Here is a 13,814-nt window from a genome sequence, read left to right as displayed (position 1 = left end):
GGTCACTTCAGCTCGGAGCTGGTCTTTCCGAGCACGCGGCGAGCCACGATCAGCTGCTGGATCTGCTGGGTGCCTTCGAAGATGTCCAAGATCTTGCGCCCGACATTAAGCGACATGCGCTGATGTGTCGAAAACTGGCTCTGAGCTGGCGATACGCATCTCAGTGGTTCTCGGCATTCCTGGGTGGTTTTTGGCCTCCAACGGCCTGTGGACGGCCTGCGGTGCACGAGCTCATCACCTTCGAGCGACCACCCAGCCTTGCCTATGCCACTGGATGATGGTTGCTGCAAGCGTGACGACGGACCGGGCTTCCATCGTCGATGGGGTTCGCCTGGCGGTACCGCCATGACGGTCAAGATTTGGCCACATCAGACGCAAGATCGCGACGAGAGGTTCGACGCTGTGCGATTGGTCGCTGCCTGGCAGCATCAGCTTCCAGAGCTGTGCCTGGCTATCGAGCGCGCCGATGATTTGGCCAAGGGTCGGTTTCGTGGCTTTCGGAATTACGATAGGCGCCAACGTGTCTTCCACAGCCTTGATCGCGTGATCCCAGGCGTCTGAGGGGTCTCCGTTCCGCCCGAAGGCGTTGGCCCACGCTGTCCTCAGTTCTGTAGCCGCATCGTCCTGTGGCGCTACGGCATCCTCATAGGTCTGTTGGGCGTGCTGATCGACGATCTCGATCAGGCCATCGCCCTCGTCGGTAACAGTCCATACCGACGCGGCGTCATGCAACATTTGCCGTAGTAGCACCCGAAGGTCCTCCCCGCTAATCGAGGCGAGGTTGTGCCGGTCTAACACATAGAGTGTGGCGTCGACAGCATCCAATACGAGATCGGCACTGCCCAACGAGTCGAGGATGGTCCTGACCTTTGCGCCGTTAGTAAGGTTGGCGCTTAAGGGAAGGCGCAGGCGGATTGCTACATCATTGGAGACCTTCCCGAGCCCTCTGCTCAGGCCGCTGAATAGCCAATCTCCGAGATGTCCAGCTAGATGTGGCGGGACACCTTCGTATGGGCCGTCAGGTGACGAGCCACTTCGTCTCTGCGACAGCGGTTGCCAGGTCATATCGGGAAGCCTATGTCAGTGAGCCGTCACAGACGGCGGCGAACGATTGGGACCACTGTTGGCCCTGTTCTGGGTTGGGTTGCACACCAAGGGGCTGGCTCACCGCCTGCCCGATACGGCCTGCCGTTCACGCGCAGAGGCTCACAGGTCAAGGGTGGACTTGTCCATCAGCGAAGCTGACGCGAATGCGCCCTTGAGGTGTGAGGGGCGCGGGATCACAATGCAGGCCAACCCAGAACAGGGCCACGCGGCCACCGGTCGCGATACCACCGACTCACCGCGGCTTCTCTTGTTCGGCAATTCGCCGGGCGGGGGGTGCTGGGCCTGGGGTCGACGTCGTTGGCGACCCGCTACCGGCTTCGTTGACGGCGGCCAGGGAGGGAGAAAGGGGCCGAAGCCCCCTTCTCGGTGTGGTCAGCAGTTCAGGTCGCACCCGTGGTAGGCGAGGCCGCATTCGTGGCAGATGTGGTTGTCGCACAGCTCGCACGCGTAGGTGATCGAGAAGTCGCAGTCGGTGGTGCAGACCGAGCACACCTCGTCGGGGGCGGTGAAGAAGGTGTAGGCGGGGTCGGTCAGGACGGCGCGGTAGACCAGGAAGGTGGTACCGGCGGACTCGCGGGGGTAGCTCTGCCAGGTGCCGCCGCCGTAGGGGGAGAGGTCGGGCAGCGGGAGCGGGGCGGGGGTGAGATGCACTGGCAGAGCTACCCCCGCGAGTCCGGTGGTGCCACCGAAAGTGACGCGTCGTCCTGACCGACCCCGGCTACGCCTGGACTGCTCGAGGCGGGCTCGGGCTGTACCACCGACTGCGACTTCTCGATCAGCCCATGCGTGCGAGCTGTGCGACAACCACATCTGCCGCGGTCTCGCCCACGGGTGCGACCTGAACTGCTGACCACACCGAGAAGGGAGCTTCGGTCCCGACCTGGGCCTGACGAACCACCAACCCAACGTGCCGATCGTCTTCCCGGTCCATCGTGAATCTGGACCACAGCCAGTCGACCCGGCAAGTAGCCGGCCTTTTCGTCCTCGGCTTCGGGAGGTCGATCGGGTACGGCTCCCGTCGCGCCCACACTTCTCGGTTGTTGCTAGAAGCAGCCAGATAGAGGAAGGCGGCGGATGCTTCGTCGCCGGAGAGGCGCTGCGACGGGCCGACGCGCCGGGGCCGTAGCGAAGCGGAGGCGTCGGGGCGTGGCGCCGTGCGGCGCTGCGTCGGCGGCGCGTCAGCGCCGCCCTTGACTCTATATAGCCGAATTCAGCAACAACTTCGTGCAGTGACGGGCGTTCAGCAACTCGGGGACGTTCACCGACTGTGCTGCTCCGTGATCGAAGTGACGACGGGCTGAGACTCGTTGGCTCGGTGGTGATTGTGCTGGGTGGTGATTGTGCGGGAGCTGCGGACACCGGCCATGTGCTCGGTCGCGGTAGCTCGAAGGGTCGTTCGCCCGTCGAGAACATGCCTCGGATGCCGGAAGTGTGTGGGGTGCAAACGGTTCCGTGTCGTGATGCCTCGAGTACGCTGGCATCACCTCCATCTCAGGGGCGGTACGGGACCTGGTCACCGTGCCGTGCCGGGAAAGGAGGTGGTGGGAGATGGCAAAACATCGCCGGGGCATGAAAGAAACCCCGGTCGATTACGGTGTGCTGTTGGTAGCAGCTTCCGTGATCGCCGGGGCTCTGTTCCTGGTCAGCCGAGTTTGGCGGGCTAGCTAATCCCATCAGGGTGGGCCGTCGCTCCACGGCGGTCCACCCGCTCAGCATCACTCGCGTGACTATTCGAATGTTACCCCGTGACCTTCAACGGAGGTAGTACTCAAACCTAGGTAGTCGTCCGCTAACCACCCCTAAGAGCGTTGCTAGTCGGTGCAAAAGGTATGGATAGATTGCGCGATGTCGTCGGGCCCGACCGCGCTCGTGTCGACTGTGAGATCCGCGTCGATCGTCGGCGTTGCGTCCCGAGCTGCCAACCGAAGGACGTCATCACCGGTACCTCGGGCGATGATGCGGGACTTCGCGGTGTCTACGTCGCATTCAAGCTGGACCACAGTCCACTTAACGTTCGGTGTGGCTTCTCGCACGGCGGGTATGACCTTGGGCTGGCCAGCATGTATCACCGGGATTAGATCTGCCTCGATCAGGGCTTCTAGACCGTGCCGATCGATCGCGTATCGAGCGCCGTATCTCGCGTTGACCCAAACCAATTGGCCGGCCTCGGCCAAGCGATCGAGCTCGTCAGCGTCGATCATGCGGTAGCCCTTTGTCCGCCCTGGACCCGACTTCAACCGCTCAAACAGCCGGTACCGGTCATCGATGCGCGAAAGTGCTTCTGTGACAGTGTCTTTGCCGGTGGCAGGGGCACCGTACAGAATGAGCCCTGACTTCACTGGCCGGAGTCCCGTCGAAACGACTCGATGAGTTGCTGCGCCTGGGTCCGAAGCGGCGGGCTGTCGGGGTCATTGTCGATCACGACATGCTCGGTCTCGGGGCGAAAGTCCAGATCCAGCCCCGCGCTGTAGTGGTCCCAGTCGGCAAGTTTGCCGTTGTCGCGTCCGGCGCCGCGCCTCTTGAGGTACATCAGCATCGTGTCGAGAGAGCAGCGGACCCACACGAACGTGCAATCCGCGTCGTAGGTTTCACCGCGGGCGGTGACACGATCCAGCCATGCACGGTTGGTGAACTCCCTGATGTACGGAGCGGTGGCGATGACTGACGTTCCGACTGCGATGTTGTCGTTGATTACCCCTTCGAGCGCCTCGTACTCCCTCGGACGAAGGCGGTCGAAGTAGATGTCGGATTCGCGATCGTTGACGCTGTGCCCGAGGTCTTCGAGTGCAGGTTCGATCAGCGGACGCGCAATCGTGTCCTTGTCGAGGAACGCCCAGTTCGTTGCCCGAGCCAGCGTTCGGGCGAACTCGCTTTTGCCTGATCCGGGAAAGCCGCCGACATAGACGATCCGTGGGCGAATCGGGCGAAGCGGGGACGACAGCGCAAGCGTGACCGATGTCGGTGTCGTGACGATGCGACCGGACCGGTTCTGCGTCGCGACATATCCCTCCTTGACCAGGAGGTCCATCGCATCGCTGATCGTGCGCTGACTTGCCTGCCATTCCTTCGCGAGCTCCCGCGTTGACGGGAGTCGCTGACCGTCTCGCAGTCGCCCCGCCTCGATGTCATTGCGGATGGCTTGGGCGATCCGAGCAGGGGCGGTGGGTTTGGCGTCGCTCGCGGGCACGGCACTCCTTCGGTAGCAGTTGCTAACGCGAGGGTATCAGTTGCCACTGACGTTCTGACCTGGGGAAAGTGTCGAATCGAAGGTTGCCGTGAATTGCCTCACGAAAGTAGTTGCTTTCCACGGGTAGCAGTTGCTACCGTTAGTGACACGGGGCACAGCTACCAACCGAATCGACATCCACCGAAGCCCCCCAGCACACAAGGAGACAGACCATGGCACTTCAGCGCGGTTTCCGCTTCCCCGTCTCGCAGGCCGAGGCGTTCCCGATGGGCTTGCTGCTCAACGGTCAGATCGAGGCAGCGATCAAGTACAACCCGGACCGCAACGCGATGCCGGAGCAGTTGCGCGACTACAACCCGAAGACCAACGAGGGCACGGGCCTGCTGATGTGGAAGGCCAATGTCACCGATCCGCACGAGCCCAAGGCCAAGCGCAAGAGCTTCGAGCTGATCTTCCTGGCCGAGAACGTTCCTGCGGTCACGGGTGAGGAGCTGGCTCCCGGTACGGGTCTGCGCATGCTCCAGGTGGAAGGGCTGATGGCTGAGCCGAAGGTGATGGGGCAGGGCGAGTTCAAGTACCTGGGCTACCAGTACTTCGCGGGTGCGATCAAGGGCGATAACTCCGGTGCCCGTAACCGCCCCGTCGCTGACAAGGCCGCGTGATCGTCATGTCGATGATTTTCGTGAGCAGCGGCGTGTGGGGCCTGACCGTGGCTGAATACCTCGAAGAGGTGCACGAATCAGCGGACCCGGCGTATGTGCGTGTGCGCTTGAACGGGACCTCCGGCGGAGACGTGAATCTCTTCCTGGAGATCGAGGATGTTCGGTATCTCGCTGAGGTGCTGCCGGGGCTGATGATGGCTCACGATGCCGCCGAGCGTGTTCGGGCCGAACAGGTGGCCGCTGAGAAGTCCGCAGCGAAGTCCCGGGCGGCGTGACCGTGAGTACGGCGGATCAGCAGCCCAAGAGTGTTCGGTGGGCTCGCTGGACCGCCGTTCTCATCGTTCTTGTTATCGGTGGGGCCGCGTTCGTTCTCTCGTTCGCGGCTCTGCGTGACCTCGCGATCAGGGCTCACACTCCCCACGGGCTGGCGTGGTTGTTCCCGGTGATCGTGGACGGCACCATCATTCAAGCCACGATCGCGGTCCTGGCCCTGGCCGACAGCCCCGAACGAACCTTCTTCACCCGCGTACTGATCGCTGGGGCGACGGTCTCGATCGGCGGGAACATCGCTCACGCGCTGGTCTCGGGTCACGGCGCGTTGGCTGCCATCCTCGCGGTGATCGCTCCCGCTGCCCTGTTGCTCGACACTCACGGCCTGGCGGTGCTGCTGCGCTCCCGCAACACCTCATCGACCGAACCCGCTCCCCCTGCTGTCGCGGTCGAAGCGGTCGAACCCTCTGCCCCTGAACCTGTTTCGTCACCGATGCCGACGAGTTCGCCGGTTCCTCCGGCATCTGTCCGGCCGACCATTCCGCCGCCTGTGCGGGTGGTCCAACCTTTCCAGCCTCCGCGCCCTGTTCCGGTCGCGGTCTCCACAGGAGGTAACTGAAATGTCTGACACCTCGTTCATGACCATCTCCGCTTCGACCTACGACAACACCCTCGAAGTGGCCTACCAGGAGTCCATCGGCCGCATCACCGTCGACATCGGCCCCGACGCCACGCTGTATCTGAACCCGGCCGACGCCGCTGTCGTGGCTGAGAAGCTGCTGGCCGCGCTCGATGTCTACGCCTCGACGTTGCGGGCGGTGGCCTGATGCTGCACCAGCGTGAGGGTTACTGGGAGACCCGCAAGGAACCTACGTGGTCGCGGGGGTGGATGTTCGACGCCGACAACACCGGCAACGTTCTGCATGCCGAGGGTGTTCTCGGGGTCCGCTATGACGGCGGTCTGTGCGATGAGGCTCCCGGCATCGTGATCGCTTTGGGTCACGCTCCGAGCGGGCTGAATCTCGAACTCGCTGTCGATGAGGCGATGGAACTGATCGAGATGCTGGCCGCCGCGATCGGTGAAGCACACGGTGTGCCACAGCCTTGCATCGACGTGACCGGTGAGCGGTGCCAGTGGGCGTGCTGCAATCCCAAGGCGGTGCGGTGATGAGTGCCCGTATACCTGAGGTCTCTGATGCCTCTACCGCTGTGTTCATGGCTGTATCGGCGGCGTTGGATGCCGATACCTTCTCGGTGCATGTGTGCCAGGCGTCGGGCAAGGTCGTTGTCGATCTGGGTTTGAACGCGCGACTGTATTTGACGACCCCGGACGCGGCCTGCTTGGCGAACGAGATTCTCGAGGCCATGTACGACGACTGGTCCCGCCTGATGGGGATGGGGTCGTGATGGGTACCACTGTTGTCGCGCTGTCGACGATTTTGGCTACCGGGATGATGCTGTGGTGGCGCCGCCTCGACGGGGCAAGCTCCGCGGCTTCGGCCTCGGAATCTGATCCGTTGGCGCATGTGCCGGCCGAATTGCGTACCGCGGTCATGGTGATGACCGACTCCCGCCAGCTCGCCTACATGTGGGTCGCGCTCGGTCTGGGAGGCCCTGACGGCGGTTGGCCGAACGTGCTGACCATGACTCGGGTGCCTTCCGGTGCTGTCGCTGAGGTGCAGATGCTCGGCGGTCAGAAGGTCTCGGACTGGACCAACGACGACACCCGCGACCAGCTCGCCCAATACCTCGGAGTTCCTAAAGTCCTTGTCACACAGACAGATCCGGGATTCTTGACTCTGGACCTGCGGTGCTGGGACACCTTGGCCGATCCCGCTGTCGTTCATCCCGATGCATTCACAGCTACCGGTGTCGACCTGTCGGCCGTTCCGGTGGGTGTGCGTGAGGACGGTCGAGTGTGGCTGGTGCGGTTGCTCGGTGTCCATATCTTGCTCGCCGGTGCGACCGGTTCGGGTAAGGGCTCGGTGTTGTGGTCGCTGGTCGCTGGGATTGCTCCCGCGATCAAGGCCGGATACGTCGACGTATGGGTAGCAGATCCCAAGGGCGGCATGGAATTTTCTCGCGGTGAGGACCTGTGGACCCGCTTCGAATGGACCGCTGCCGGGATCCTGGGAATGCTCGCCGAGGCGGTCGCGCAGATGCAGGAACGGACTTCACAGCTCAAAGCCGCGCGGGTTCGTAAGTTCACCCCGTCGCCGGACATGCCGTTGGTGTGGATCGTCATCGACGAAGGTGCTGCCCTGTCCTCGTTCGCGTCCCGTGAGGAGCAGGAGCAGTTTCGCCAGTACACCGGTCTGTTGCAGTCGCAGGGTCGGGCGGTGGGCTACTCGGTGACTGCGGCGGTGCAGGACCCGTCGAAAGAGACGATGCCCAACCGGCAACTGTTCAACGTCCGCATCGGGCTGCGTCTCGAGGAAGTCACCCAGATCCGCATGGTCCACGGCGATTCCGCCAAGGACAAGGGCGCACGTTGCGACGAGATCCCTGCTGACACACCTGGTGTCGGCTACGTCGCCGAGGACGGCAAAGACGGGTTCGTGCGGGTCCGGGCGTTCATGGTCACCGACGACAACATCGACGCCCTGGTAGCTGCCTACGGGCCTGAGAAGCCGGACTACAGCCCGCAAGCCGACTACACCGGCTTCGACCCCGACTACATCCCCGGCGAAGACGACGAGCAAGGGATGGCGGCATGAAACGCGGCATGGTCACCGAATCCCACGTTGTCATCTACTGCGACACCTGCGGCGACATCCTCACCGACTCTGACGGGGAATCGATCTGCTTCGACTCCACCAACCAGGCCGTGTCGTTCCTGGGCGCTGAGCGTGCCAGTGGCTGGGTCTATGACGGCGACACCGTCGTCTGTGACATCTGCGTAGCGACTGCCCAGTGCCAGCGCGACGGACACCAGTTCACCGAACTCGAATGCACCGTTTGCGGGATCTTCCCCGCCGATCACAAGGAGTACTGACCATGGCACGCAAAAACGCCACCCGCACAGACAACGGTCTCGCCGATGTCATCGACTTCCAGACCCGCAGCCGTTTCCGGTCCGAAGCCAGGGGCCTGAACCCTCTCGCCGTTGCGGTGACGATGCTCGCCGAGTCCGGCTACGCACCCGCCTGGAACGACTACGGCACCACGGATGGATGGGACGACGCAGCATGAGCAGCGACCCGGCCGACGCCAAGCACTGGGGCCTGCTCGTCGGCGAGACAGTCCACCCGCTGCCCAAAGCTCGCGGACCGGCAGACGCCTACATCGCTGCCGCGAAAGACCGTCGTGACACCGACGTGGTCTACCGATACAACGCCAGCGACCCGTGGCGCACCTTCATCGGCGACAAAGAATCACCCACGCAACTCGAATTCGATTGGGACGCAGCATGAGTCAGACACAGAAGATCACGATCACGACCACGACCGACTTCGCTGATGTCGTGATGGACGCCATCGGTCGCGCGATGATCGCGGTCGTTGTCGCCGGGTTCCGACTGATCTGGTGGGCGCTGCTGTTCCCGATGATTTCGGTTCCCGCCGGCCTTTCTGTCGCGGTCGGATGGTTTCACGGCTGGCCGTTCGGGATCGGGGTGGCCGGTGTGGCTGTCGCGGGGATGGTGCTGTGGCGAGTGTCGAGTCCACAGACCTTCGAGCGCTGGCTCACCGGTCGCATCCGCTCCCGCTGGTTGACCTGGGTCCGCTACTCCCGACGCTGGGCAACGGTCATGGCCGCCTGCCAGCTCACCAAGACCGACAACGCCGACCGGGTGATCGTCCCTGGACTGGTCGGTGTCCAGATCGGCGAATCACTGGACGTCGTGAAGGCGAAGATGCTGCACGGGCAGGCCCCCGGCGATTGGGAGAACCGGGTCGAGCACCTGGCCCACGCCTTCGGCACCCGCCACGCGCAAGTCGCGATCGTCGGCCCCAGCCTGGTCGAAATCACCTTCCGCCGCTCGGACTCGCTGGCCGAACCGATCGTCGTCGACTTCGAATCGATGGCCGGATTCAAGACCCTGCCATCGCGCAAGGCCGCATGACCACCACCACCGATCACCTAGCTGAGGGAGGCCACACCATGGACAACGCCACCAACACCGCCGAATCCGCCCCTGTGGCTTCCCTCGGCCGTACAACAGCCGCCCAGCGCCGGGCAATGCCCTCGCTCAAGGACATCGCCGAGTCGGCGGCTGAGAAGGAAGGCGTGTGCGCTCGGGTTATTCCGATGCGTGCAGTCGACGATTCCACCGGCAAAATCTCCTACGTCGGCGCACCGTGCAAATGCCGCTTCGAAGCGATCTGCCCGGCGTGCGCCAAGGCGTACCGCACCCTGCGGATGAACCAGCTCCGTGAAGGGTGGTGCCTGAGTAAGGAACCGGTCGATGAGACTGTCGAGCCGACTCAGGAACAAACAGACTTGCTCACTGCCCGCGCGCACCTGTTCGACCAGTTCCACCAGGCCCGCGAAGACGAAGACACCGACCTAGCCGACTCGATCCGGGACCTGGTCGCTGAGATCGACGCCGAACTGCGTGACCTCGGCGTCAAGGGTCGGTTCCCGTCGCTGGATGGGAAGCCACGCCGCAAGGCCAAGTCCACTCGTCGCCGCCAGGACGTGCCGAACCTGCCTCGCCGCAAGGTCGAAAAGCGCACCTTGGGGCAGGTCTACAACGGTTACCAGCCCTCGACCTTCCTGACGCTGACCCTCGATGGCTACGGCGCGATCAACCGGGTGTGGGACGCCAAGCAGAACAAGATGGTCTCCGACGGCTCACCCGTGGATCCGGAAACCTACGACTACACCCGTGCTGCTCGAGATGCCATCCACTTCGCCGCGCTGGTCGACCGCTGGGTGCAGAACCTGCGTCGGGCGGTCGGCTGGGATGTTCAGTACTTTGCCAGCGTCGAACCGCAAAAGCGTGGCGCTCCGCACCTGCACCTGGCTATTCGTGGGTCGGTGTCGAACAAGCTGATCAAGGCGGTCACCGCGGCGACCTACCGCCAGATCTGGTGGCCCCACTTCGACAAGCCGGTCTACCGCGACGGCCAGATGCCCGAATGGGACTACACCGCCGGCACTTTCGTCGACCCCCAAACCGGTGACCCGCTGCCCTCCTGGGAAGACGCCCTGGACGTGATGGACGAGGTAGACGACCTCGAACCTGCCCACGTCGTTCGGTTCGGTGTGCAGGCCAAGCCGATTCAGATCCTCGGCGGCACCGACAAGATGGAACGACGGGTGCGGTACCTGACGAAGTACCTGACCAAGAGTGTCGCTGACCTGCTCGAACCGGACTCCCGTCGCGTCGCCGAACATTACGACCGGTTGCACGCGGAGATGTGCGTAACGCCGTGCTCGCCGAGCTGCGGGGTGTGGGTGCGCTACGGGATCGTCCCCAAGGGCGCCACCGAGAAGACCCAGCCCGGCTACTGCAAGCGCAAAGCCCACCGCCGCGACACCCTCGGCCTGCCCGGTCGGCGGGTCCTGAACTCGAAGAAGTGGACCGGCAAGACCCTGCCTGACCACAAGGCCGAACGCGCCGAGTTTGTTCGGCAACAGCTCGCGGCCGTGGGCATCGTCAAGCCCGATACCTCGCACGTGCGCGTCTACCCGGTCCCGGCTGGCGATCCGGACGCACCACCACGCGAACACCTCGTGATGGCGCTGGTGAATGCCCGGTCGAAATGGCGGGTCGAGTACACCGCCGCACGAATGGCTATGGCCCCAAAGCCGCCAGACCCAACGACTCCTGTTCAGCAATCCGAAGCAGCATAGGGAGGGATCAACGATGGAACTGCCCGACGACCGCATGTGGACAGTGGACGAAGCCGCCTACTACCTCGGCGTACCCGTGAAGACTCTCTACCAATGGAAATGGCACGGTGACGGACCTCCTGTACGTAAGGTCGGCCGACACCTGCGCTATAACCCTGCTCGCCTGCGTGCATGGGCTGATATGGACGAGGCCGCCTGATGGGGCACATCGACGACCGCTGGTGGCGTCCCAAGAAGGACGAAAAAGGCGACGTGATCGTCAACAGCCGCGGTAAGCCAGTCATGGAGAAAACCAGCCTGTTTGGGCGGGGTATGCGCTACCGCGCTCGCTACGTGGACCCTGATGGTGCGGAGCGTGGAAAGTCGTTCCCCGACAAGCAGAAAGGGCGCGCTGAGGACTTCCTGATCGAGGTCGAGTCGGACAAGCGCGAGGGCAAGTACATCGACCCGAAGGCGACCCGAAAGACCTTTCGGCAACAGGGCGAGAGCTGGTTCCGTGCTCAATCGGCCGATCCGGCGAGTCGTGAAACCTTGCGGAGTCGGCTCGATTCGCGCGTCTACCCGGAGTTCGGCGACCTCCCGTTGGGAAAGGTGTTGCCGTCGACCGTTCGCGACTGGGTGAGCAAGCTCGACGAGAAAAAGTACTCGGAAAACTACAAGGCTGTCCTGTTCGATATCGTCGTCGGCGTTTTGGACACCGCAGTCGACGATCGGCTGATCCGGACCAACCCATGCCACGCGAAGACGATCCGTCGACCCGTGCGCAGAAGCCCGAAAGTTATTGTCTGGCAAGACAATCGAGTATCACTCGTCCGGGCCGGGCTGGCGAAGATCGACAAGCGCTATTCCATCGTGATCCCGATCGGCGTCGGCTTGGGTCTTCGGCAAGGCGAGCTGCTGGGACTTTCGCCGGCCGACATCGACCGGGACGCGATGACTGTGCACGTCCAACGCCAGGTGAAATACGTCAAGGGCGCGCTGATGTTCGCGCTTCCGAAGCGGGAGAAGACCCGCTACGTGCCACTGTCCACGGCTCTGCTCGACGCGATCGACGACCACCTGAAGACCTTTCCCGCCCAGCCGGTCACCTTGCCATGGGGCACCGCAGACGGCGAAATGGTGACGGTGCCACTGCTGACCACCAACGACAAGGGGGAGGCGATGAGCGGCGATCTGTTCAGCAAGATCGTGTGGAAGCCTGCGTTCGGCAAAGCTGACCTCGAGTACGTGAACCGTGCGGACGGGATGCACTCGGGCCTTCGTCACCTCTACGCCTCGAAACTGCTCTCGCGCGGTGTCTCGGTCAAGGAGCTCGCCGACTACCTCGGCCACGAAGACCCCGGCTTCACGCTTCGGGTGTACACGCACCTGCTCTCGTCCAGCCACGAGCGCGCCCGCCAAGCCGTCGATGAGTCGGCCCACATCTGGGAGCTTCGACCGAGAACGGCCTGGAAGCGGCCTGAGAGACCATGAGCCAGAATCGGAAGGCTTCCGGAAACAAGAAATCCGGTGCGAGTCAGCAAGTCGACTCGCACCGGATTTCGTTGTCTACCAGGTCACTTCAGCTCGGAGCTGGTCTTTCCGAGCACGCGGCGAGCCACGATCAGCTGCTGGATCTGCTGGGTGCCTTCGAAGATGTCCAAGATCTTCGAGTCGCGGGCCCACTTCTCGAGCAGAGTGCGCTGGGAGTAGCCGATGGTGCCGGCCAGCTCCACTGCCTTGAGGGTGACGTCGGTGCCGGTGCGGCCCGCCTTGGCCTTGGACATCGAGGCCTCGAGGGAGTTCGGCTTCTTGTTGTCGGCCATCCAGGCAGCGCGCAGGGAGAGCAGGTAGGCCGATTCGTAATCGGCTTCCATGCGCAGGAACTCGGCGGCCGCCGCGGACTGGTTCATCGCGGGGGTGTCGTAGGAGATCTCGACACCCGCCTCGGTGAGGACGGTACGCAGTTCCTCGAGCGCGGCGCGGGTGACGCCCACGGCCATGGCCGCCACGAGGGGGCGGGTGTTGTCGAAGGTCTGCATGACCCCGGCAAAGCCCTTCTCCACGTTGACTTCCGGCGAACCGAGGATGTTGTCGGCGGGGATGCGGCAGTCCTGCAGCAGCAGCACCGCGGTGTCGGAGGCCTTGATGCCGAGCTTGTGCTCGAGCCGCGCCACCGACAGACCCGGAGCGTCGCGCGGGACGACGAAGGACTTGATCGCGGCGCGACCCAGGCTCTTGTCGACCGAGGCCCACACCACGATGTGGGTGGCGCGCTCACCGCAGGTGACGAAGATCTTCTCGCCGTTGAGGACCCACTCGTCACCGTCGAGGGTGGCGGTGGTGGTGACGGCGGCGGAGTCGGAACCGAAGGACGGCTCGGTGATCGCCATCGCGGCCCACACCTTGCCGAAACGCGAGAGCTGCTCGTCGGTCGCGACGGCGGCGATCGCGGCGTTGCCCAGTCCCTGGTAGGGGATGGTGAGCATCAGGCCGACATCGCCCCACGAGGTCTCGAGGGCGTTGAGCAGCGCGGACATGTTGCCGCCGTTGGCATTCGCGGTCAGGTCCGCGGCGGCCTCGTCGTTACGGCCGCCCGCGGCGCCACCGATCTTCTGGGTGCCGGAATCGGCGAGCCCTTCGATCATGGCGGCCATCGTGTCGAGCTCGACCGGGTACTCGTGCTCGGCGAGGTCGTACTTGCGGGAAATGGGACGGAAGATCTGCGAGGCGACCTGGTGGGCCTGGTTGGCGCTCGCCTTCAGCTTCTTGGGGAGTTCGAGATTGATCATGAGGGGGCTCCTGGAAGG

At 63.7% G+C, this 13,814-nt stretch carries 19 protein-coding genes; 14 read left to right on the top strand and 5 right to left on the bottom strand.

Annotated features, from left to right (window positions below; all coding sequences use genetic code 11):
* Positions 1 to 234: 234 nt before the first annotated feature.
* From ACFWF3_RS06495 to ACFWF3_RS06480, 4 genes are all read right to left on the bottom strand, one after another.
* Positions 235 to 846, bottom strand: coding sequence for a hypothetical protein (locus ACFWF3_RS06495; RefSeq protein ID WP_379312763.1), 612 nt, complete (start codon positions 844 to 846; stop codon positions 235 to 237).
* 633 nt (positions 847 to 1,479) lie between these two features.
* The gene (locus ACFWF3_RS06490) at positions 1,480 to 1,758 is read right to left on the bottom strand and encodes a hypothetical protein (protein ID WP_379312762.1); all 279 of its coding nucleotides are present in this window, start codon (positions 1,756 to 1,758) and stop codon (positions 1,480 to 1,482) included.
* A 1,160-nt stretch (positions 1,759 to 2,918) separates the two neighbouring features.
* Positions 2,919 to 3,446, bottom strand: coding sequence for a kinase (locus ACFWF3_RS06485; protein ID WP_379312761.1), 528 nt, complete (start codon positions 3,444 to 3,446; stop codon positions 2,919 to 2,921).
* Positions 3,443 to 4,294: an AAA family ATPase gene (locus ACFWF3_RS06480; protein WP_379312760.1), complete on the bottom strand. Its 852-nt coding sequence runs from the start codon at positions 4,292 to 4,294 to the stop codon at positions 3,443 to 3,445. Before ACFWF3_RS06480 ends, ACFWF3_RS06485 begins: the two co-directional genes overlap by 4 nt.
* A 212-nt stretch (positions 4,295 to 4,506) precedes the next feature.
* Here ACFWF3_RS06480 and ACFWF3_RS06475 point away from each other — a divergent pair, with 212 nt between their 5' ends.
* From ACFWF3_RS06475 to ACFWF3_RS06410, 14 genes are read left to right on the top strand one after another with little or no spacing between them, the layout of a single operon-like run.
* The gene (locus ACFWF3_RS06475; RefSeq protein WP_364713964.1) at positions 4,507 to 4,956 is read left to right on the top strand and encodes a hypothetical protein; all 450 of its coding nucleotides are present in this window, start codon (positions 4,507 to 4,509) and stop codon (positions 4,954 to 4,956) included.
* Positions 4,953 to 5,231: a hypothetical protein gene (locus ACFWF3_RS06470; RefSeq protein WP_379312759.1), complete on the top strand. Its 279-nt coding sequence runs from the start codon at positions 4,953 to 4,955 to the stop codon at positions 5,229 to 5,231. Before ACFWF3_RS06475 ends, ACFWF3_RS06470 begins: the two co-directional genes overlap by 4 nt.
* A gap of 2 nt (positions 5,232 to 5,233) precedes the next feature.
* Positions 5,234 to 5,845, top strand: coding sequence for a DUF2637 domain-containing protein (locus ACFWF3_RS06465; RefSeq protein WP_379312757.1), 612 nt, complete (start codon positions 5,234 to 5,236; stop codon positions 5,843 to 5,845).
* A 1-nt stretch (position 5,846) separates the two neighbouring features.
* On the top strand, positions 5,847 to 6,053 hold the full coding sequence (locus ACFWF3_RS06460) for a hypothetical protein (RefSeq protein ID WP_379312756.1): 207 nt from the start codon (positions 5,847 to 5,849) through the stop codon (positions 6,051 to 6,053).
* Positions 6,053 to 6,394, top strand: coding sequence for a hypothetical protein (locus tag ACFWF3_RS06455; protein ID WP_379312755.1), 342 nt, complete (start codon positions 6,053 to 6,055; stop codon positions 6,392 to 6,394). Before ACFWF3_RS06460 ends, ACFWF3_RS06455 begins: the two co-directional genes overlap by 1 nt.
* A 47-nt stretch (positions 6,395 to 6,441) precedes the next feature.
* Positions 6,442 to 6,633 (top strand): hypothetical protein, encoded by a 192-nt coding sequence (locus ACFWF3_RS06450; RefSeq protein ID WP_379312754.1) that lies wholly within the window; start codon positions 6,442 to 6,444, stop codon positions 6,631 to 6,633.
* On the top strand, positions 6,633 to 7,943 hold the full coding sequence (locus tag ACFWF3_RS06445) for an FtsK/SpoIIIE domain-containing protein (RefSeq protein WP_379312753.1): 1,311 nt from the start codon (positions 6,633 to 6,635) through the stop codon (positions 7,941 to 7,943). Before ACFWF3_RS06450 ends, ACFWF3_RS06445 begins: the two co-directional genes overlap by 1 nt.
* Positions 7,940 to 8,221: a hypothetical protein gene (locus tag ACFWF3_RS06440; RefSeq protein ID WP_379312752.1), complete on the top strand. Its 282-nt coding sequence runs from the start codon at positions 7,940 to 7,942 to the stop codon at positions 8,219 to 8,221. Before ACFWF3_RS06445 ends, ACFWF3_RS06440 begins: the two co-directional genes overlap by 4 nt.
* A gap of 2 nt (positions 8,222 to 8,223) precedes the next feature.
* Positions 8,224 to 8,418, top strand: a complete 195-nt coding sequence (locus ACFWF3_RS06435; RefSeq protein ID WP_379312751.1) for a hypothetical protein — start codon at positions 8,224 to 8,226, stop codon at positions 8,416 to 8,418.
* Positions 8,415 to 8,639, top strand: coding sequence for a hypothetical protein (locus tag ACFWF3_RS06430; protein WP_379312750.1), 225 nt, complete (start codon positions 8,415 to 8,417; stop codon positions 8,637 to 8,639). The genes ACFWF3_RS06435 and ACFWF3_RS06430 overlap by 4 nt, the downstream gene beginning before the upstream one ends.
* A complete protein-coding gene (locus tag ACFWF3_RS06425) occupies positions 8,636 to 9,289 on the top strand; it encodes a hypothetical protein (RefSeq protein WP_379312749.1) in 654 nt (217 codons plus the stop codon). The genes ACFWF3_RS06430 and ACFWF3_RS06425 overlap by 4 nt, the downstream gene beginning before the upstream one ends.
* Positions 9,290 to 9,327: 38 nt before the next feature.
* Positions 9,328 to 11,025 (top strand): replication initiator, encoded by a 1,698-nt coding sequence (locus ACFWF3_RS06420; RefSeq protein WP_379312748.1) that lies wholly within the window; start codon positions 9,328 to 9,330, stop codon positions 11,023 to 11,025.
* A gap of 13 nt (positions 11,026 to 11,038) precedes the next feature.
* Positions 11,039 to 11,224, top strand: coding sequence for a helix-turn-helix transcriptional regulator (locus ACFWF3_RS06415; protein ID WP_379312747.1), 186 nt, complete (start codon positions 11,039 to 11,041; stop codon positions 11,222 to 11,224).
* Positions 11,224 to 12,498, top strand: a complete 1,275-nt coding sequence (locus ACFWF3_RS06410) for a tyrosine-type recombinase/integrase (RefSeq protein ID WP_379312746.1) — start codon at positions 11,224 to 11,226, stop codon at positions 12,496 to 12,498. The genes ACFWF3_RS06415 and ACFWF3_RS06410 overlap by 1 nt, the downstream gene beginning before the upstream one ends.
* Positions 12,499 to 12,581: 83 nt before the next feature.
* On the opposite strand, the gene ACFWF3_RS06405 is transcribed toward ACFWF3_RS06410, so the two are convergent.
* Positions 12,582 to 13,796: an acyl-CoA dehydrogenase family protein gene (locus ACFWF3_RS06405; RefSeq protein WP_378651825.1), complete on the bottom strand. Its 1,215-nt coding sequence runs from the start codon at positions 13,794 to 13,796 to the stop codon at positions 12,582 to 12,584.
* Between the last annotated feature and the right edge of the window lie 18 nt (positions 13,797 to 13,814).

Source organism: Nocardia sp. NPDC060220 (assembly GCF_042727815.1).
Classification (GTDB): Bacteria; Actinomycetota; Actinomycetes; order Mycobacteriales; family Mycobacteriaceae; genus Nocardia.
This window is presented reverse-complemented; position numbering and strand designations above follow the sequence as displayed.

Excerpts from the sequence above, each read along its gene's own strand:
- ACFWF3_RS06455 (WP_379312755.1), top strand. The coding sequence starts at position 6,053 with ATGCTGCACCAGCGTGAGGGTTACTGGGAGACCCGCAAGGAACCTACG.
- ACFWF3_RS06430 (WP_379312750.1), top strand. The coding sequence starts at position 8,415 with ATGAGCAGCGACCCGGCCGACGCCAAGCACTGGGGCCTGCTCGTCGGC.
- ACFWF3_RS06425 (WP_379312749.1), top strand. The coding sequence starts at position 8,636 with ATGAGTCAGACACAGAAGATCACGATCACGACCACGACCGACTTCGCT.
- ACFWF3_RS06410 (WP_379312746.1), top strand. The coding sequence starts at position 11,224 with ATGGGGCACATCGACGACCGCTGGTGGCGTCCCAAGAAGGACGAAAAA.
- ACFWF3_RS06445 (WP_379312753.1), top strand. The coding sequence starts at position 6,633 with ATGGGTACCACTGTTGTCGCGCTGTCGACGATTTTGGCTACCGGGATG.
- ACFWF3_RS06435 (WP_379312751.1), top strand. The coding sequence starts at position 8,224 with ATGGCACGCAAAAACGCCACCCGCACAGACAACGGTCTCGCCGATGTC.
- ACFWF3_RS06405 (WP_378651825.1), bottom strand. The coding sequence starts at position 13,796 with ATGATCAATCTCGAACTCCCCAAGAAGCTGAAGGCGAGCGCCAACCAG.
- ACFWF3_RS06460 (WP_379312756.1), top strand. The coding sequence starts at position 5,847 with ATGTCTGACACCTCGTTCATGACCATCTCCGCTTCGACCTACGACAAC.
- ACFWF3_RS06415 (WP_379312747.1), top strand. The coding sequence starts at position 11,039 with ATGGAACTGCCCGACGACCGCATGTGGACAGTGGACGAAGCCGCCTAC.
- ACFWF3_RS06475 (WP_364713964.1), top strand. The coding sequence starts at position 4,507 with ATGGCACTTCAGCGCGGTTTCCGCTTCCCCGTCTCGCAGGCCGAGGCG.
- ACFWF3_RS06450 (WP_379312754.1), top strand. The coding sequence starts at position 6,442 with ATGGCTGTATCGGCGGCGTTGGATGCCGATACCTTCTCGGTGCATGTG.
- ACFWF3_RS06420 (WP_379312748.1), top strand. The coding sequence starts at position 9,328 with ATGGACAACGCCACCAACACCGCCGAATCCGCCCCTGTGGCTTCCCTC.
- ACFWF3_RS06440 (WP_379312752.1), top strand. The coding sequence starts at position 7,940 with ATGAAACGCGGCATGGTCACCGAATCCCACGTTGTCATCTACTGCGAC.